The sequence below is a fragment of the Sporosarcina sp. AD_1 genome (assembly GCF_057373025.1).
This window is the reverse complement of the sequence record NZ_JBPVIR010000016.1, coordinates 1-19108: the sequence shown is the minus strand read 5'-3', so window position 1 is coordinate 19108 and position 19108 is coordinate 1. Positions and strand designations below refer to the sequence as shown.

Below are 19108 nucleotides of genomic sequence, written 5' to 3'. Positions count from 1 at the left end.
CCTCCTATCTTCCGGTAGCCGGAAAGATCACATTATTTTTCAATACATTGAATAACCCGTTTTGCGTAACCCTGACATATGGCAAATGGGTCGATTGCAAAAATAGGAATGTATACACTGCATCCCCGAAACAATAGCCCCGCTCTGCAAGTGCATCCTTCAATTCTTTCTCTTGGCTGATCAATACGTCTACATTTTCTGCAGATAACCCTCCGCCAATCGGCAGCGGAAGGGATGCGGCAACTTGTCCATCTTCGATGAGTACCATGCCGCCTCGCATCTTCTTCATTTCCATAAACGCTTGTAACATGGCTTTCTTGTCCTTCCCGATCAGGATGATATCTCCTGTGTTCGAATAGGAGGAAGCCATTCCTTGTATATGCGTCGCAAAACCTTTAATGAGCGTATTAACACGCCATTCTCCCTCACGATCTACTAGGATTAGGAAGCTTTCATCGTTGCCCATAGCTAGAACATCTGCAGTGACATCCAAATCTGATTGATATGGTTTGGTGATGACATCGTTCACCATTTCAATGCCCACTTGAGGAAATTCCTCAAAATCCTTTTCCGTTAAATCGAACGACGGGTTGAAATCAGGAATGACAGACCAATCCACTTTGTTGAAGTTGTACACCGGCTGATTGTCACGCAGCAGCCAAACGCCTTTTGACAACACATCGGTCGGAACCGGATTCGTTTCCTCTTCAAGGAAATTCAACGTTGCATACCTGCCTGTCGCAATAACTCCCTGTATATCATCGATTCCGTAATAGCGGGCGGCATTATAGGAAGCCATTAAATAGGCATCAACCGGGGAGACCCCCGCATCGAGCGCTGCCTGTATGCACTTGTCCATCACGCCATCCACATGGAACGATGGGGTGGACCCGTCTGTCGTCATCATTAAGTGATCGAATACATCCCATTCTGCTTCCACAATATCACGCAGCATGACAGGAAGATCCGGACGAATCGAGGAATGGCGAAGCGTCACGGCATAACCTTGCAGTAAACGCCGTTCCACTTCCTCGGCTGTCATTGCTTCATGATCGCCATCTGTACCGAGCAGCTTCATGCGGGCTAATGTCCTGTCCGAAGCGCCCGGGAAATGGCCTTCGATTTTTTTTCCTGCCTGCTTGGCCGCATCCATTGCTTCCAACATCGCTTGGTCGCCATTCAGCAATCGTGGCCACCCAGTCAATTCCCCTCCCATGAGGACATCTTTTCGCGCAATCCATTCCTTTATATCATGTATGTTGAAAACCTCTTTTTCATGCCGCAGCACAGTCTGCGAATCAAAACGGGCCCACCAGTAAAACGTAAAAGGCAGCTCATTTAATTGGGCCATGACCTTGAAAGCCTTTTCATTGCCGAGCATCATGAAAAAAGTTAAATTATCCGCCAGGAATGTCGTCGTCCCGAGCCGGCCTGCATATTGGGCAAACGTTTCCGGATTGTACAGCTGGAACGGATGGACGTGAGGCTCGATATAACCGGGCACGATTCGTTTCCCCGTAGCATCAACGATTTCTGTATCTTCAAGCTGGACAGGCATTTTCGGTCCTGTGTAAATAATTCGGTCCTCTGAGATCCAAATATTCCCGATCACCCATTTCTTCATTATAGAATGCAAATAGGTTGCGTTCTGAATGACCAGTGTCGGTGCCTTTTTGCCATCAATGATTTCAATCTGTTCAAAAATTTCTTTTTGGTTCCACATCCTATTGGTCCCCTTTTTCAAAATAGTGCTGTTTTTATCGTAGCATAGCAGTCTCTTGAAACATAGAGCGTTCTTGTATTTATTCTAGAAATTTGAAGGAAATGGGAGACTCGGGGCGAAGTGTACTAGACTGGCAAACGCCGGACTTATGAAAGCAAAGGAGTAGGAGACAGATGGAATTCAACCATGAGATGGCTACCGAATATGACCGGGGCATCCGCAGAACCTTCCCCGCCTATGAGGCCATGTTTAAAATGACCCGAGCCTACTTGTATCATGCAGTCGGACCTAATGCTGAAATCCTCCTCGCTGGAGCAGGAGGAGGCAATGAACTGGAGTTTTTCGGCCCGCCGCATCCGAATTGGCGGTTCACAGCCGTCGATCCTTCCCGTGATATGCTTGAACTGGCAGCTCGCAAAGCAACAGCTCTCGGACTCTCGGAACGCATTCGCTTTGTCGAAGGGACAGTGGATAACGTAAAGGATTTTAAACTTTTCGATGCAGCGACCTGTCTGCTTGTCCTTCATTTTATTCAGGATGAACAGGAAAAAGAAGAGTTGCTCCGATCCATACGGAAACGGTTAAAGCCCGGGGCGCCTTTCATCCTGGCTGCCATGTACCGGCAAGGACCTGATGACGAGTTCGACAGACTGGTGAATCTTTGGAAAGTATATTGGCTGGAGACGACGGGACTATCAAAAGAAGAAGTCGATACGATGGAGGAAAATGTGCGGTCTCTCTCCTTTCTTACTGAAGAGGCCTTGAGGGATTTATTACATAAAACAGGATTTAGCACACCGACAAAGTTTTTGCAGAATACTTTTTTCGGTTGCTGGATATGTCATGCTGGCCAGGCCTGAAAGGAATGATTTGCGAATAAATGGATACCCTACCTAACAGCACCTGTTAGATAGGAGTGAAGGAAAATGGGTCCGTCTTCGGAAAACCAGCAGCCGCCTGAGCTGCTGCTACAACTGGCACACCAGCTTTCCCCAACCAAGGACATTGTACAAAAAACATTGCAAGTGGAAGGAAAGGCCGCTCATCTGCTCTATTTAAAGAGTGCTGTAGATCGTATTGTGCTGCAGAAAACAATTATTCAACCTTTTTTCCAAGTTACTTCTTTAGATGATTATGCGAGTTACCTAAATTCCACCCCCAATCAAACAGAAATGGCCGATGAGCAAACTGTTCTCGTCGATTTGACAAAAGGGAATGTCCTCGTTGCGGTCGAGCACCGCTTCTTCCTGCTCGAAGTTCGGAGAGTCGGTTTCAATGAAGTGCAACAAATCACATTGGAGCCGACCATCCACGGAGCACAATTAGGCCTTAGCGAAAGTCTGGAAACAAGTCTCAATGTTATCAGGCAACGATACCACAAGCCTTCTCTCATTTTTGACACCATGCAGTTAAAAGACCAATCTAATCGTTCGATCGCGCTTGTATACGATAAAATTACAGTGAATCCACGAGCTCTCCAATTAATAAAGAAAAGGCTGGACAATTTAGATTTCCCTCTTATTTTATCTTCCGGCGATTTGCAATTATATTTGAACGGAACTAAAAAATCATTGTTTCCCGCTTGTCTGTTGACAGAGCGCCCCGATCGGCTTGTCTATAATATTTCTGCGGGAAAAATCATTATCATTGTAGATGGCAGCCCTCATGCCGTCATCGCGCCTGTCGTTTTTTTCGACTTCATGGTCTCTATGGAGGATTTATATCACGGCTACTGGATTTCCATCCTGACCATCATTCTCCGGTATGCCGGATTATTAGCTTGTGTCATACTGCCGGCACTCTATGTAGGTATCACTTCATATACTCCAGATGTATTTCGTACGGAACTCGCCTTGACAGTGGCGGCCAGCCGGATCGGTGTTCCATATCCCTCTTTTATGGAAGTTTTTTTCATGCTGTTATTTATTGAATTTCTGACAGAAGCGAGCATCCGCCTCCCAAGCCCTATTAGTGCGACGGCAACGACAGTTGGAGGTCTGATTCTTGGAACCGCTGCAGTAGAAGCTGCCTTGACATCTAACATTATGATCATTGTCGTATCACTTGTTGCCGTTTCCACCTTTGTCATACCGATCAATGAACTCGGTTTCGCAGTAAGAGGATTACGCTTTATCCTGCTGATCTACACTACGTTCTTCGGACTTGCAGGACTTGCCATCGGATTGCTTGGAATCGTGCTTTTCCTAGCCAACAAGGACAGTTTCGGCGAATCCTATTTAAAGTTTGGCTGGAGAAAAAGGAAAAAAGAATTCAGGACTGGTGAAGGATGAATCGATTTCTTTATTATCTCATCCTGCTGAATATGGTTGTGAATATCGTCGTGGAAGTGCCTAAAATTTTGATTGATCACAGCCATCGGGGAGCCATCACCTCCATGCTTCTTGCCCTGGTCATTGGTGTGTCGTTCAACTGGATTATCATTAAGCTATTTAAAGAACATCCCGGACGAAGCTTGCCGGAGCTTCTCCACGACTATGTTCCAAATTGGATCAGCAAACCGATCCTCCTCTATTTCGCGTTCATTTGGTTTTTTGCTGGGTTTCTGTCCATCGCCGCCTTCACCTTTCTGCTGAAACGGTTTTTAACACCTGAAATGTCTACGTATATCATTATTTCTACTTTTGTTTTTCTTATTTCGTATGGCATCTTGATGAAGACCCAGAGCCTGTTGAATTCAGTTGAATTAATACTCGTCTTAAATTTACCAATTGTCATCTTCCTGATCGCAAAAGTTTATACTGATCGCTCGATGGAGTGGGACTATGTGAAGGTTGCCCTGACGTATGCAAATAACCCGCCCGACTATTCGGCTGTGACGGCAGCGATATATCCGCTGCTCGGCATTGTGAATATTATTATTTTCAACCGTCACATATTAGAAAAAGTAGATATGAGAATGAAGCAATTTCTCATTATTCTTTTGGCTGGAGCCGCAACATTATTCACGTCCTATTTTATACCTCTCGGTTATATCGGTTTTGGCGTATCTGAAAATGTTCAATATCCCTGGATTCTGACAAGTGATTCCATTCGGTTGAAATATGGTTTGATTGAACGCTTTATCTTCATTTTCCTTCTCATTTTCCTATCGCTGAGCTTTTTGAATACGACAATCCATTGGCATGTCGCACAGAAGTTGTTGGATTCTTTTCATCGGACGAAAAAATTGATCATCAATGAGAAGGACTACAACCCATATGTTTGGATAGTTGTTTTCTGGGTGATCACCTTCATTGGGATCGGCCGCATGACAGAGTATCAGCTGTTCCTGTACGGAAAGTATTTCTTTAATCAGCAGCCTCTCTTTGCAGTGGTGTTGATTGGTTCTCTCATGCTAATCAAACGAGGTGCTAAGAAAAAATGGAAGCAGCCAGCCGAATCAAACTAGTATTCTTATCGATACTGCTGCTATGCAGTTTAATTTTATCCGCCTGCGCCTTCAAGGACATTGACCGGCGGCTATTTGTATCGGTAATTGGCATCGACCCAGCTGAGAAAATCGAAAACGGATTCAAAGTGACGTTGAAAATCGCTATTCCATTCGGTGCCATTAAACAATCCTCTCGGCCGACTTTCGCCTATTTGTCCGAAGAAGGAGAGACAGTTGGAGAAGCGATTCGGATGCTGGAAACTCATGTAGATAAAGTTTTGGAATTAGGGCATATGAAAACCATCGTCATCAACGAGGAATTGCTGAAGGATGATCTGGAGGAATTTATGAACTTTTTCGTCCGCCGTGGAGATGTCCAAATGATCGCCTATGTCACGGCTGCCAGGCCCTCTGCGGAAACGATCTTAAAGGTGGAACCAAACACCGAGGCTCCCGCCTCCATCTCATTCTTCAACTTTTTTGGAGAAACAGGAACCGATAGCCCCTTCATTGTGACGACGTATCTATTCGAATTCAGGCGTGACTATTTTGCGAAAGGGATTGATCCTGTCCTACCGATCATGGAGACGAATAAGGATCATACTGAGCTGATCGTAAACAAATCCCTTGTCATCGGAAAGAAGGGAAAAACGCTGGAGCTTGATTCAATTATGACGAAATACTACAACTCACTCGTTCACAAGGCGTCCGGTTTCTCGTATAAGATTCAGCAGGATGGGCTGCATTTATTATTAAATCTCGATGTCGTGAAAATGCACTATAAGATTCTTTCTGAAGAAGGAAGACCCACAAAGATCGTCATGCACATTATGAAAAGCGGGGTAGTCGGAGAATCCAACAAGCCTTTATCACCTAAAAAGCTGTCGGAATATGACAAGCTTGCAGAGGATGCCATGACAAAGAAGGTACGCCATTTGTTGCTTTACTTGCAAGAAGAGAACCTGGATCCCTTTGGCTTTGGGTTGCGTTATCGGGCATCGAAGCTACATTCAGCAGATCCATACAAAGCTTGGGAGGAAGCCTATCCCGAAATTGACTTTGATATCATTATGAAAGTGGAATTAAAGAGTACAGGTGTTACAGAATAATAAACAGGAGAGGAAATCCATCTTGCTGATTTCCTCTCCTGTTTTTGTATGTTATTTATTAGCAGGCAGGACCGTACGCCAGCCGATGTCTGTCCGATAGAAAAAGCCATTCCATTCGTGCTCTGCTAATGTCTTGTATACTTCTTCCTGAGCTTCCTTCAATGTATCCGCTCTCGCGGCAACCAACAACACCCTGCCTCCGTTGCCGACAAAGGCATCTCCAGCAAGCTTAGTTCCCGCGTGAAAGACAACTGCCCCATCTTTATCTATGTTCGATAAATCCGGCAAATTGGCACCTTTTTGTACCTCGCCCGGATAACCGTCCGAAGCGATGACCACACCGAGCATCGCCTGCTCATTCCATTTCAACTCATACTCTTTCTCTGCCATCAAGGCACTCATGAATTCCCCGAAATCCGAATCCATACGAGGAAGGACGACTTGCGTTTCCGGATCCCCGAAACGTGCGTTGAATTCAATTACCTTTGGTCCTTCCTTCGTCAATATTAACCCAGCATAGAGGATGCCAGTAAAAGGCTTCCCTTCCTGTGCCATCGCTTCGACCGTCGGAATGACCACTTGATCATAGGCCGTTTCAATTACGTCGGGGCTTATCTGAGGAACAGGGGAATACGCACCCATCCCGCCAGTATTCGGCCCATTATCGCCGTCGAACACACGCTTATGATCTTGCGCAATCGGCATGGGATAGATCTTGCCGGCATGGACAAACGACATGAAGGAAAACTCTTCCCCTTCCAAAAATTCCTCAATGACAATCCGTGAAGAGGAGTCACCGAATTTTTGATTCCCAATCATATCGTCTACCGCTTCGAGCGCCTCTTCCAGCGTCATCGCTACGACGACCCCTTTTCCGGCTGCTAACCCATCCGCTTTAATGACAATCGGTGCTCCCTGCTCGCGAATAAAATCTTTTGCCTGATCCGCATCCGTGAATGTACCGTAGGAAGCGGTTGGAATGTCATATCGTTTCATCAGCTCCTTGGCAAAGGACTTACTCCCTTCCAGCTGGGCTGCTGCCTGTGTCGGCCCGAAAATGGACAGTCCTCTATCCATGAAGTAATCCACAATACCTTCCGCGAGAGGCTGCTCTGGTCCGACGAATGTCAGGCCGATCTGATTGTCTCGAGCAAAGTCCGCCAGACGATCAAACTCAAGAACGCCAATCGGCACACATGTCACTTCCTGCTTCATTCCATCATTGCCAGGAGCGACAAACACTTCAGAAACAGATGGAGAGTTGGCAAACTGCCGGGCAATGGCGTGCTCGCGCCCCCCGCTTCCGATTACAAGTACTTTCATTCACGCTTCCTCCTCAATGTTTAAAATGCCGGATGCCCGTGAATACCATCGCGATCCCGTATTCATTCGCTTTACGGATGGAATCTTCATCTTTCACCGATCCGCCCGGCTGAATAATTGCGGTGATTCCTGCCTTGGCAGCTGCTTCGACTGTATCGTCCATTGGGAAAAACGCATCCGAGGCGAGTGCGGCGCCCTTTGCAAGCTCGCCTGCTTGTGTCAGTGCGATTTGGGCAGCACCGACGCGATTCATTTGGCCTGCTCCGACGCCAAGAGTTCTGTCGGGATCAGCAATGACAATCGCATTGGATTTCACATGTTTCACAACCGCCCAGCCCATTCTCATAGCTGCCCATTCCGCTTCCGTCGGTTCCCGATCTGTCGCAACCCGGATGTCTGCATCGTCAAAGCCGAGTGCATCCGGTTCCTGCATGAGCAAGCCGCCTTCGACAGAGACTGTATTCCAAACGTCTTTTTTGGCTTGGTCAAATGGAATCGTCAATAGGCGTACATTCTTCTTTTTCGTCAGCGTAGTGATCGCCTCATTCGTAAACGAAGGAGCGATGATAATTTCGAGAAAAATTCCAGCTAGCTGCGTCGCTGTCTCTTCATCCACTTCACGATTCAGCGCCACAATGCCCCCAAAGATGGAAACGGGATCTGCTTCGTAAGCTTTCGTGAACGCTGTGGCGATTGAATCGCCAGTGCCCACTCCACATGGATTCATATGCTTTACAGCAACTGCGGCCGGACGATTGAATTCCTTCACAATCTGAATGGCTGCGTTGGCATCTTGGATATTGTTATAGGAGAGCTCTTTACCGTGCAATTGAGTGGCGTTGGCAATTGAAAAATCGGAACCGAGCGGACGGCTGTAAAAAGCTGCTTTCTGATGTGGGTTTTCCCCGTAACGGAGCGGCTGCTTTAATTCGTATGTATATGTCACCTGTTCCGGGAATTCTTCTCCAGCAAGTTCCGTTAAGTAACCTGAAATTAGCGCGTCGTACGCTGCGGTATGACGGAATACTTTTGCAGCAAGACGTCTTCTTGTTTCTTGTGTCGTTTCTCCCTTTGCCTGCAATTCTGAGAGAACTGCTTCATAATCTGCTGCATCCACTATAACCGTCACAAAAGCATGGTTTTTTGCGGAAGCTCGCAGCATTGCTGGACCACCGATATCGATGTTTTCAATCGCTTCTTCAACTGTCACGCCAGGTTTTGAAATCGTCTCTTTAAAAGGATAGAGATTCACACAGACAATATCGATCGGCTGAATGCCATGCTCCTCCATTTGAGCTACATGGCCCGAATCGTCCCGTTTCGCCAGGAGGCCTCCATGGATCATCGGGTTCAGCGTCTTTACGCGTCCTTCCATGATTTCCGGAAACCCGGTCACTTCATCGACAGCTGTCACTGCTACACCGTTCTCCTTTAAATGCTTCATCGTACCGCCAGTCGATAAGATTTCATATCCCAACGCTTCTAAGGATTGAGCAAACTCCAGAATCCCACTTTTATCCGAAACGCTTAGCAATGCGCGTTTTTTCACGAACTTCCCCTCCGTTTATATAAATAAAACCGGTGTGACACCGGTTTTTCTTTTCGTTAATCCAATCAATTCACTGCTTGCTGTCCTTCCCGCTGGAGAAGTTGTTGCAACACAGTTTTATATAATTCGTGTTCCACCGCATGGATCGCGAGGGCTGTCTGTTCTTTATCACCTTCCACGACATCGACAGCCTGCTGGGCAAGAATCGGCCCGGTGTCCATACCTTCATCTACCAAATGAACGGTGACGCCTGTCACTTTGACGCCATGGGCAACCGCTTGGCCAATGGCATCCTTCCCTGGGAATGAAGGAAGAAGGGATGGATGGATATTGAGAATGCGAGATGGATAGGCAGTTAACAAAGTTGGCCCAATCAGACGCATGTATCCTGCCAGGACAATCCAATCCACTCGTTCCTCCCGCAATGTATGGAGAATGGTTTCTTCGTACTGCTGCTTAGACGGAAATGCCTTCGGTTCGAATGCGACCACTCGCACACCCGCTTGTTTCGCCCGTTCCACGACAAATGCCGCCGGCCGGTCTGTAATGACAACAGCGATTTCCGCTGGCAGTTCCCCTTCTCTGCATGCGTTTTCCAGGGCGGCAAAGTTGCTGCCGCTGCCCGAAGCGAAGATGGCAATTCGTTGCTTACTCATTGATCTAAGCTCCCATCATGCTCCCCGTTGAACTGGACTCCATTGCCTTCCACGACCCGGCCGATGACATATGCCTCTTCCCCGTGTTCTGCTGCAATCTGGATGGCCCTCTTCGCCTGTTCAGCCGGTAGAGCTACAACGAAACCAATACCCATGTTGAAAACACTGTACAGATCGCGGTCTTCCAATTTGCCTTTTTCCTTTAGCATTTTAAACACTGGTAATACCGGCCAGGAACCGATATTGATTTCCACGCCGAACCCGTCCTTGAACATGCGCGGCAAATTCTCATAAAAGCCGCCGCCTGTAATATGGCCCATTGCATGAATATCGAGTTCTCCATGCATCTGCATGACCGGCTTTGCATAAATTTTCGTCGGTTCCAAAAGGGCTGTTCCGACTTTGCCGAGTTCTTCATACCCCGCAATATATTGATCCAGCTCATACCCTTGCTCATCCAGCACAATCTTACGCACGAGCGAATAGCCATTCGAATGAATTCCGCTGGAAGCAATCCCAACGAGGACATCACCCATTTCCACTTTATCGCCAGTTACAATATTGCTTTTCTCACAAGCACCGACTGCAAAGCCAGCTAAATCGTATTCATCGACATCATACAGCCCCGGCATCTCAGCCGTTTCACCGCCAATTAACGCAGCTCCCGCCTGAACACAGCCATCGGCGATCCCTTTGACAATCGCTTCCACCTTTTCGGGCACTGCTTTGCCAAGCGCAATATAATCGAGGAAATAAAGCGGCTCCGCTCCCTGTGCAACAATATCATTGACACACATGGCGACACAATCGATGCCGATCGTATCATGCCGATCCGCCAAAAACGCAAGCTTCAATTTTGTTCCTACGCCGTCAGTACCCGACACGAGAACAGGTTCCTTTAATTGTAATGCAGATAGATCGAACATCCCGCCAAAACCACCGAACGTTCCAGCTACTCCCGCACGCGCTGTACGTGCAACATGCGATTTCATCCGTTCCACCGACTCATAACCTGCCTCGATATTGACGCCAGCAGACTCATACGCCTTTGACATAGGTAAAGCCTCCTTATCGTACGATCTCTTTTTCATGCGGCAATACTGTATCCGCATAGATTTCAGTCGGGTACTCCCCAGTGAAGCAAGCCAAGCATTGGCCGCAATTTTTCATTTCATCGGAACGGCCAATTGCATTCAGCATGCCTTCTTTCGAGAGGAAGGTAAGCGAATCTGCACCAATCAGCTCCCGTATTTCCTCAACCGAACGTCCTGTTGCGATTAATTCCGAATCCGTGCTAATATCTACTCCGTAAAAACAGGGACTGACGAGCGGAGGAGCCGCGATAACGACATGGACCTCCGATGCGCCCGCTTCCTTCAGCATGTTGACGATCCGCTTCGATGTCGTTCCTCTGACGATCGAATCATCCACCATGACGACACGTTTTCCAGCAACGACTTGATGGACAGGAGAGAGCTTCATTTTCACGCCGCGTTCACGCATTGATTGGGTTGGCTGAATGAACGTCCTGCCGACATAACGGTTTTTGATTAACCCTAATTCGTATGGAATCCCACTCACTTCCGAGAAACCGATTGCGGCAGAAATGCTTGAATCGGGAACACCCGTCACTACATCTGCCTCAATACTCACTTCTCTGGCCAGCTGCTTGCCGCACCGCTTACGGGCCATATGAATATTGATCCCATCGATATCTGAATCGGGTCGCGAGAAATAAACATACTCCATGGAACAGATCGCGCGCTCCGTAGGTTCCGCATACTGATCTGAGTAACAGCCGCTATCATTGATAATGAGCAGCTCTCCCGGCATGACCGAGCGGACATGTTCGGCTCCAATCAAATCAAACGCGCATGTTTCCGAAGCGACCACCCAAGCACCCCCGAGCTTTCCAAGGGATAAAGGACGCAAACCGTTCGGATCCTGCGCCACCATCAGCCCTTCTTCCGTCAGGACAACGAATGCAAATGCACCTTTCAACATAGACAGCGCTTTTTTCACCCGATCACGCTGTGTCAGCGACCCGCTGCTACTTCGCTTGATCAGATGAGCCAGCACTTCCGTATCTGACGTCGTTTGAAAGATACTCCCCAGCTTTTCCAGGTTTTCTTTCAAATCTTTCGCATTAACCAAATTGCCGTTATGGGCAATCGCCATGCTGCCAGTAGTGGAACGGAAGACGAGCGGCTGGACGTTCTCCGCCCCTCGCCCTTCCTCCGTCGTATACCGTACCTGGCCAATGGCTGTACGCCCTGTCAAAGCTTTTAATTTGTCATCCGAAAATACCTCGTTTACAAGCCCTTCGCCTTTCACAACATGGAGCCCCTTGCCATCTTTCGTTACGATGCCGGCCCCTTCCTGTCCCCGGTGCTGAAGGGCATGAAGGCCATAGTACGTAATCTGCGCGGCATCTTCATGTCCCCAGATGCCGAATATGCCACATTCTTCGTTTAGGCCTCGCAATTCAGCAAGCATGGGATAGCCCCTTTCCAAGCGGAACGGAATTCTTCCACTGTCCCTTCGATCAACGAAGTGCCCGCTTCGTCTTGGATCACAATCTTTCCGTTATCTGTGACAGAACCGATAGTTACAGCATCCGCTACCACTTTTTCGAACGCTTCCGCATGCTCAGCTTTAACCGTTACTAGGAAACGAGATTGTGTTTCACTGAATAACGCACTCACAGCAGAGCCTGAAACTTTCACATCCGCGCCAAGATCTTTCGCATCAAATGCCTTCTCACAAAGAGCAACGGCAAGACCGCCTTCCGACAGATCCGTAGCTGACTGTACGAGTCCTCCTTGAATAGCGGAAAGCAATTCCTTCTGGCGTCGCGCTTCCACCGCCAAATCAATAGCTGGCGCTTTTCCTGAAATTTTCCCATCCAACATTTGTTGTAGCTCACTGCCTCCGAATTCGGTTGCTGTTTCGCCGATCAAATAAATGAGATCTCCTGCTTGTTTAAAAACAGTTGTCGTTACGTCTTCTAGATTGTGTACGATACCCACCATTCCGATTGTCGGAGTCGGATAAACAGGTACCCCATTCACTTCATTCGACATGGACACGTTACCGCCGATAATCGGTGAATTCAATGTGCGGCAAGCTTCTGATATGCCGTCCGCAGACTTTTCGATCTGCCAGAACACTTCCGGCTTATCCGGACTGCCAAAGTTCAAGCAATCTGTCGCAGCGATCGGTTCCGCACCCGAACAGACTAGATTTCGCGCCGCTTCCGCCACCGCAATCTTGCCGCCTGTTTCGGGATCCAAATAGATGTAACGTGAATTACAATCCGCAGTCATCGCAAGGCCCTTGTTCGTTCCGCGAACCCGGATAACACCAGCCGACGAGCCAGGTGCTACGACGGTATTTGTTCGTGCCTGCGTGTCAAATTGGTTATAAACCCACTCTTTTGAAGCAATTGTCGGACGCTGTAGCAAAGAGATAAGCGTTTCCTTCACATCCTTAACCGCAGGCTCCGCCCCTTCCATCACTTGGTACTCCTTAAAATAGGCCGGCTCTTCGGACTTTTTATGGTAGACTGGCGCATCTTCGGCAAGCGCATCGGCGGACACCTCCGCGACCACTTCTCCTTTATGGAAAAGTCGAAGCATCTTGTCGTCTGTTACTTTTCCGATGGCGACTGCTTCCAAGCCATACTTCGTGAACAGATCAATGATTTCCTGCTCACGTCCTTGCTTCACGACAACGAGCATGCGCTCTTGGGATTCAGAGAGCATCATCTCATACGGCGTCATACCTTCTTCTCGCTGTGGTACTAAATCTAGGTTCATTTCCACGCCGTAGCCCGCTTTGGAAGCCATTTCAGCTGAAGAAGAAGTCAGTCCAGCAGCCCCCATGTCCTGAATACCGATTAACGCATCCGATTTCACAAGTTCCAAGCAAGCTTCCATGAGAAGCTTCTCAAGATACGGGTCCCCCGCCTGCATAACCGGAAGTTCCGCCTTTGCCTCCACTTTCACTTCCGCGGAGGACATGGTCGCCCCGTTAATGCCATCTCTACCCGTTTTAGCGCCAACATACATCACTGTATTGCCGACTCCAGACGCCACACCTTTTTGGATATCTTCATGATTCAATAATCCGACTGCCATGGCGTTGACGAGAGGACGCTTGGAATAGCTGTTATCAAATTGAACTTCCCCTGCAATGGTCGGAATGCCGATGATATTTCCGTAACTTGCGATTCCAGCAACTGCTTCTTCGAATAGGTAACGGTCCCGTGCATCCGTCAAATCGCCAAAACGCATGGAATTGACAAGCGCGACTGGTCTGGCTCCCATAGAGAAGACGTCGCGGATAATGCCGCCTGCACCCGTAGCTGCTCCGATGAACGGTTCAATCGCAGATGGGGAGTTATGAGATTCAAGTTTAAATACGACCGCCTGGTTGTCTCCAATGTCGACTATGCCAGCCCCTTCGCCCGGTCCTTGCAATACGCGCGCACCCTCTGTCGGGAACTTCCGCAGGATGGGCTTGGAACTTTTATAGGAACAATGCTCCGACCACATAGCGGAAAACAAGCCTGTTTCAGTATAGTTCGGGAAACGTCCGATCATGGAGCAAGCCCGTTCGTATTCTTCTTCGGTCATTCCCAATTGAAGATACAATTTTTCCTCTTTGATTTGCTGCGCTGTCGGTTCATGCTTCGCTGACATGTTGTTCACTCCCGTTTTTCAAGATTGACTGGAATAAAGGCAGACCGTCCGTTCCTCCAATGATCTCTTCCACCGCCCGTTCAGGCAGCGGCATCATTCCCAGGACATTGCCCCGTTCATTCAAGACACCTGCGATCGCTTCTGTGCTGCCTTCCTCATTGCCGTCGTTATACTTGAAGACGATTCGTTTATTGTCTTTTAATTGAGCAACCGTCTCCGCATCGACGTAATAATTGCCGTATGCATGTGCGAATGGAAGTGTGATCTCCTGCCCCGCTTCATAACCGGAAGTAAAAATGGTTTCGGCATTTTGAATCGCGAGTTTCGCTTGGCCTGATTTGAATTTCAAGCTTTTATTCAGAAGGAAGGCACCCGGCAGCAGTCCTGCTTCGACTAAAATCTGAAAGCCGTTGCCAACTCCGAGAATTGGTTTTCCAGATGCCGCAAATTCCTGCAGCTGACTCATGACAGGAGAGCTTTTCGCCAAGGCGCCCGGACGCAAATAATCTCCATATGCCGCTCCGGTTGGAATTAAAACCGCATCAAAAAGAGACAGATTCGCTTCCGTGTGCCATACGCACTGTACTTCCGCTTTGACAATATCGTTTATCGCATGAAACATATCGAGATCACAACTCGAGCCTGGGAACGTCAGTACAGCAAATTTCATTGCCCTGCAACCTCCCCAATTTCAAAGCGATAGTCCTCAATCACTTGATTAATCAACAATTTCTCACACATTTCTGTGACACGACCTTCAATAGCTGCCGCAGAACCATCCAGTTCCAATTCGATCAATTTACCAATACGGACATTTTGGACCTCATTAAAACCTAACGTTTGAAGTGCGTCTTTTGCGGCAATTCCTTGTGGATCTACTACACTCTCGCGAAGCGTTACGTATACGTTTACCTTTGTCATGTCTGTTTCCTCCTAATAGGAATAAATTGTAATTGAAATGGTGATAGACTTACGACCAGATGCCGGTTTGTTCAATTTCCTCAAGTGTCGTTTCGATACTGTCAGTCAAAATAGTGATATGCCCCATTTTCCGTTTCTCTTTCGCCTCGGCTTTGCCATAGAGATGAACAGACCAATCCGGATATTGGGTAATCACTTTCTTTAGCGATGTAACATGTTCGCCTAATACGTTTACCATGATGGTCGGCCGCAACAATTTCGGTTCGCGCAGCGGCCAGCCGCAGATTGCACGAATATGTTGATGGAACTGCGAAATATTGCAACCTTCAATGGAATAATGGCCTGAGTTATGCGGGCGTGGTGCCAACTCATTAATGAGAATCTCTCCGTCCTCTAAAACAAACATTTCCACTGCCAATGTGCCGACCAGCTGCAAATGATCTGCAATAAGCCGAGCCGCTTCTTCTGCTTTTATCCGTATAGATTCCGAGACTCTGGCTGGAACGATGGATTCATGCAAAATATGATTCTTGTGAATGTTTTCTGCGATGGGCAGGCAATACGTTTCGCCGTTTGCACTCCGTTGCACAATCACCGAAATCTCTTTCACAAACGGAACGAATGCTTCCGCAATGCATGCTGAATGAGTAAATAATGATTCGGCAGCAGACAACGCATCTGCAGAGTCCACTTTCACCTGCCCCTTTCCGTCATAACCGCCAACAGCGGTTTTAACAACGCACGGAAATCCGATCTTGTCGATATGATCTACTAATTCTTGATAGGTGGAAGCTGCAATATAAGGAGCGACTGGAGCACCCGATGCTGTAATTTCCGCTTTTTCATTAATGCGATTTTGCGTAATCCGTACAAGTTCTGCACCTTGCGGGATATATGTATCTTGGGAAAGACGCTTCAGTCCTTCATAATCAATATTTTCAAACTCGTAAGTGACAACATCGCTTACTTCCCCTAATTCTTCAAGTGCCATTTCGTCATTATAGGGAGCCACAATCCGGATATCCGCCACTTGGCCGCACGGTGAATCCATAACGGGATCCAACACAGCAATCTTAAAGCCAGCCTCTTTGGCAGCAAGGGCCATCATTCGTCCCAGCTGTCCTCCTCCGATAATACCGATGGTCTGACCTGGTAAAATGGTTTTCATTCTAGATCACCACTGCTTTCTAATGAGGCGTCACGGATGGCATTGCGTCGTTCCTCCAGCCGTCCTCTTAATTCCTTGTCGTAAACTGCTAGAAATTGCGCGGCAAGCAATCCGGCATTTGTCGCCCCCGCTTTCCCAATCGAGACAGTAGCTACTGGAACCCCGCCAGGCATCTGGACGATCGATAGCAATGAATCCATACCATTCAGCGCCTTCGACTGAACAGGAACCCCGATAACAGGCAGCAATGTCTTAGCTGCAACCATTCCAGGTAAATGTGCAGCTCCCCCGGCACCAGCTATGATGACTTCAATCCCCCGGCCATCTGCCTCTTCCGCGTATTGAAACATAGTATCAGGCGTGCGATGGGCCGAAACCACTCTTTTTTCATATGGAACGTGAAGCTCATCCAACACATCACAAGCATGCTTCATCGTGTCCCAATCACTTTTGCTTCCCATAATGACGCCGACTTTCGGTTTCACAATGCATCTGCCCCCTTCAAGAATAAAAATAAAAAGCCCTCGAACGATCCACTCTCCAAATAGCATGGAAAGCAGAACATTCGAGGACGTCATCGCAAAGAAAATGATGAAAAATCCCATTGGCAAAAAACACCTTCGCCAAATTTACGGATGTCGCTTCCCCGCATAGTCCGGACATTTACGGTGTCCTGGTAGAGACACTGGAGCCAATTCTCCAGCATATATGTGGGTAATATTACACTATTATCATAACAAGACGATTCTGAAACGTCAACGTAAACCGAACGATATATCGCATATATATAAATTTGTTCGGCTTTTGTTATGAATCTTTAAGAATTCCTTTGAATTTTATTACTTGGCGTACTGGAATATACGCTCCATCCTTCTCCATGAAGACAGGCTCCTCTTTCCGGCCTGCCACCTGATACCCTGCAGCAGATAACCGATTTAAACAATCTTCAATTGTTTCGCCCTCTTCGACTTCAAACCAAACCGTCTTCTTACGAGTCATCCGACAATTTCCCTTTCCGTATGGACTTCACCCAAAAGCCGCCATGAATCGTCTTCGGCTCATACGCAATAATAAAAGCTTTTGGATCAATTTGCTTAATTGTATCATATAGTTTCAACTCATACTTGCGCGGCGTTAAAATCTGCATCGCCGACCGATTGCCTTCCAAGCCATTGGCCGCCCAATCCGTCACACCATACCCTTTCTCTCTTAAGATCGCAGGCATCCGATGGTCAATATCAGCCGTTATTACATTGACCGTAATATAACCAAGCGCCAACTTCTCTTCAATTTTCATGCCCGTCACAATACCAATCCCAAAGCCTAACGCATACGCAATGATATTCTGTACTTTATCCAAATTATCGAGAACCAACCCTAGACCCACAATGTAAATGACCACTTCAATCATACTCACAGCTGCCGCTACATACCGATAACCCTTCAACGTCAAAATCATCCGGATCGTAAAAAACGAAACATACACCACATTAATTACTAAAATGATGAAGAATATTTTCATGCCGATACCTCCTCCCAGGATACTATTTATTCGTCTCTACCCTTGTAGGGGAGAGATACACGTCAGGTTTAAGGGAAAAATTAAATCCTGGGGTGTCGGTGTATAGGGGTGAATGCCAGATAACCGGAGTGGATGGTAGATATGCCAGGGAGAACGCCGATAACCTCGGCTGAACGCCAATAACTCGGGGGGAGCGCCAATATCTCGACTGAACGCCAATAACTCGGGCCGAACGCCAATAACTCAGGCCGAACGCCAATAACCTCGCCTGAACGCCAATAACTCGGGCTGAACGCCAATAACCTCTGCTGAACGCCAATAACCTCTGCTGAACGCCAATAACTCAGGCCGAACGCCAATAACCTCTGCTGAACGCCGATAACCTCGGCTGAACGCCAATAACTCGGGCCGAACGCCAATAACTCAGGCCGAACGCCAATAACCTCGCCTGAACGCCAATAACTCCGGCCGAACGCCAATAACCCTGCGTGAACGTCAATATCTCCGGATGAACGCCAATAATCTGGCCTGAACGCCAATAACTCAGGGTGAACGCCAATAGACCAGGCATGCGCCAAATTATCAGATTAAGCGCCAAATAAAACCAGGCATGCGCCAAATCCATGTCTAATAAGAATGCAAAATAGCCAGTCTTAATGCTTGCTTCAGATCTTTTCTTAATATCAACATAAAATGTGCACCATTCCTTCCAAAAAGCTCGCTGGATACCACTTTTGAATTGATATCTCGTTCCAGAAATAAAAAAAACATCCTTCACAGAGGATGGTCGTTATCAAGGCGTCTGACTACTTCACTCAGGGAAGCAGCAGTCTGCTAAGGTTATTACAAGGACCATACAGATACCTGACGGTACCCAACTTATAAAAGCACAAAAAAAACCATCCCCCACAGGGGATGGCCTTTGCCCGGCGACGTCCTACTCTCACAGGGGGAAGCCCCCTACTACCATCGGCGCTGAAGAACTTAACTTCCGTGTTCGGGATGGGAACGGGTGTGACCTCTTCGCCCTCATCACCAGACTG

General features: G+C 47.6%; 18 protein-coding genes, 1 rRNA gene and 1 riboswitch. Of the genes, 4 read left to right on the top strand and 15 right to left on the bottom strand.

Annotation, left to right across the window (positions count from 1 at the left end; all coding sequences use genetic code 11):
- Nucleotides 1-4: 4 nt before the first annotated feature.
- The gene (locus tag ACSW3C_RS19635; RefSeq protein ID WP_486564754.1) at nt 5-1723 is read right to left on the bottom strand and encodes an adenine deaminase C-terminal domain-containing protein; all 1719 of its coding nucleotides are present in this window, start codon (nt 1721-1723) and stop codon (nt 5-7) included.
- A gap of 173 nt (nt 1724-1896) precedes the next feature.
- Between ACSW3C_RS19635 and ACSW3C_RS19630 the strand changes: the two genes are divergently transcribed.
- From ACSW3C_RS19630 to ACSW3C_RS19615, 4 genes are all read left to right on the top strand, one after another.
- The gene (locus tag ACSW3C_RS19630) at nt 1897-2583 is read left to right on the top strand and encodes a class I SAM-dependent methyltransferase (RefSeq protein ID WP_486564752.1); all 687 of its coding nucleotides are present in this window, start codon (nt 1897-1899) and stop codon (nt 2581-2583) included.
- Between the two features lie 66 nt (nt 2584-2649).
- Entirely contained in the window at nt 2650-4014 is a 1365-nt protein-coding gene (locus tag ACSW3C_RS19625; protein ID WP_486564750.1) for a spore germination protein, read from the top strand.
- Entirely contained in the window at nt 4011-5132 is a 1122-nt protein-coding gene (locus tag ACSW3C_RS19620; protein WP_486564748.1) for a GerAB/ArcD/ProY family transporter, read from the top strand. Before ACSW3C_RS19625 ends, ACSW3C_RS19620 begins: the two co-directional genes overlap by 4 nt.
- Nucleotides 5105-6223 carry a Ger(x)C family spore germination protein gene (locus ACSW3C_RS19615; protein ID WP_486564746.1) on the top strand — a complete coding sequence of 373 codons (1119 nt, stop codon included), beginning with the start codon at nt 5105-5107 and terminating at the stop codon, nt 6221-6223. Before ACSW3C_RS19620 ends, ACSW3C_RS19615 begins: the two co-directional genes overlap by 28 nt.
- Before the next feature lie 51 nt (nt 6224-6274).
- Here ACSW3C_RS19615 and purD read toward each other — a convergent pair whose 3' ends face one another.
- From purD to rrf, 14 genes are all read right to left on the bottom strand, one after another.
- The gene (purD, locus tag ACSW3C_RS19610; protein ID WP_486564744.1) at nt 6275-7546 is read right to left on the bottom strand and encodes a phosphoribosylamine--glycine ligase; all 1272 of its coding nucleotides are present in this window, start codon (nt 7544-7546) and stop codon (nt 6275-6277) included.
- Between the two features lie 13 nt (nt 7547-7559).
- A complete protein-coding gene (purH, locus tag ACSW3C_RS19605; RefSeq protein ID WP_486564742.1) occupies nt 7560-9095 on the bottom strand; it encodes a bifunctional phosphoribosylaminoimidazolecarboxamide formyltransferase/IMP cyclohydrolase in 1536 nt (511 codons plus the stop codon).
- 65 nt (nt 9096-9160) lie between these two features.
- Complete coding sequence (gene purN, locus ACSW3C_RS19600) at nt 9161-9751, bottom strand: phosphoribosylglycinamide formyltransferase (protein WP_486564740.1); 591 nt, start codon at nt 9749-9751, stop codon at nt 9161-9163.
- Nucleotides 9748-10806 (bottom strand): phosphoribosylformylglycinamidine cyclo-ligase, encoded by a 1059-nt coding sequence (purM, locus tag ACSW3C_RS19595; protein ID WP_486564738.1) that lies wholly within the window; start codon nt 10804-10806, stop codon nt 9748-9750. Before purM ends, purN begins: the two co-directional genes overlap by 4 nt.
- Nucleotides 10807-10819: 13 nt before the next feature.
- A complete protein-coding gene (gene purF / locus ACSW3C_RS19590) occupies nt 10820-12247 on the bottom strand; it encodes an amidophosphoribosyltransferase (RefSeq protein WP_486564736.1) in 1428 nt (475 codons plus the stop codon).
- Entirely contained in the window at nt 12223-14454 is a 2232-nt protein-coding gene (gene purL, locus ACSW3C_RS19585; RefSeq protein ID WP_486564735.1) for a phosphoribosylformylglycinamidine synthase subunit PurL, read from the bottom strand. Before purL ends, purF begins: the two co-directional genes overlap by 25 nt.
- Entirely contained in the window at nt 14438-15124 is a 687-nt protein-coding gene (gene purQ, locus ACSW3C_RS19580) for a phosphoribosylformylglycinamidine synthase subunit PurQ (RefSeq protein ID WP_486564733.1), read from the bottom strand. Before purQ ends, purL begins: the two co-directional genes overlap by 17 nt.
- Nucleotides 15121-15375: a phosphoribosylformylglycinamidine synthase subunit PurS gene (purS, locus tag ACSW3C_RS19575; protein WP_486564731.1), complete on the bottom strand. Its 255-nt coding sequence runs from the start codon at nt 15373-15375 to the stop codon at nt 15121-15123. Before purS ends, purQ begins: the two co-directional genes overlap by 4 nt.
- A 49-nt stretch (nt 15376-15424) precedes the next feature.
- Nucleotides 15425-16543, bottom strand: coding sequence for a 5-(carboxyamino)imidazole ribonucleotide synthase (gene purK / locus ACSW3C_RS19570; RefSeq protein ID WP_486564729.1), 1119 nt, complete (start codon nt 16541-16543; stop codon nt 15425-15427).
- A complete protein-coding gene (gene purE, locus ACSW3C_RS19565; RefSeq protein ID WP_486564786.1) occupies nt 16540-17028 on the bottom strand; it encodes a 5-(carboxyamino)imidazole ribonucleotide mutase in 489 nt (162 codons plus the stop codon). The genes purK and purE overlap by 4 nt, the downstream gene beginning before the upstream one ends.
- A 146-nt stretch (nt 17029-17174) precedes the next feature.
- A riboswitch (purine riboswitch) is annotated at nt 17175-17275 on the bottom strand.
- A 75-nt stretch (nt 17276-17350) separates the two neighbouring features.
- Complete coding sequence (locus ACSW3C_RS19560) at nt 17351-17542, bottom strand: NETI motif-containing protein (RefSeq protein WP_486564727.1); 192 nt, start codon at nt 17540-17542, stop codon at nt 17351-17353.
- Nucleotides 17532-18065, bottom strand: a complete 534-nt coding sequence (locus ACSW3C_RS19555; protein ID WP_486564726.1) for a DUF2179 domain-containing protein — start codon at nt 18063-18065, stop codon at nt 17532-17534. Before ACSW3C_RS19555 ends, ACSW3C_RS19560 begins: the two co-directional genes overlap by 11 nt.
- Nucleotides 18066-18145: 80 nt before the next feature.
- The gene (locus ACSW3C_RS19550) at nt 18146-18643 is read right to left on the bottom strand and encodes a hypothetical protein (protein ID WP_486564724.1); all 498 of its coding nucleotides are present in this window, start codon (nt 18641-18643) and stop codon (nt 18146-18148) included.
- Between the two features lie 346 nt (nt 18644-18989).
- Nucleotides 18990-19105, bottom strand: a 5S ribosomal RNA gene (rrf, locus tag ACSW3C_RS19545).
- Nucleotides 19106-19108 lie beyond the last annotated feature (3 nt).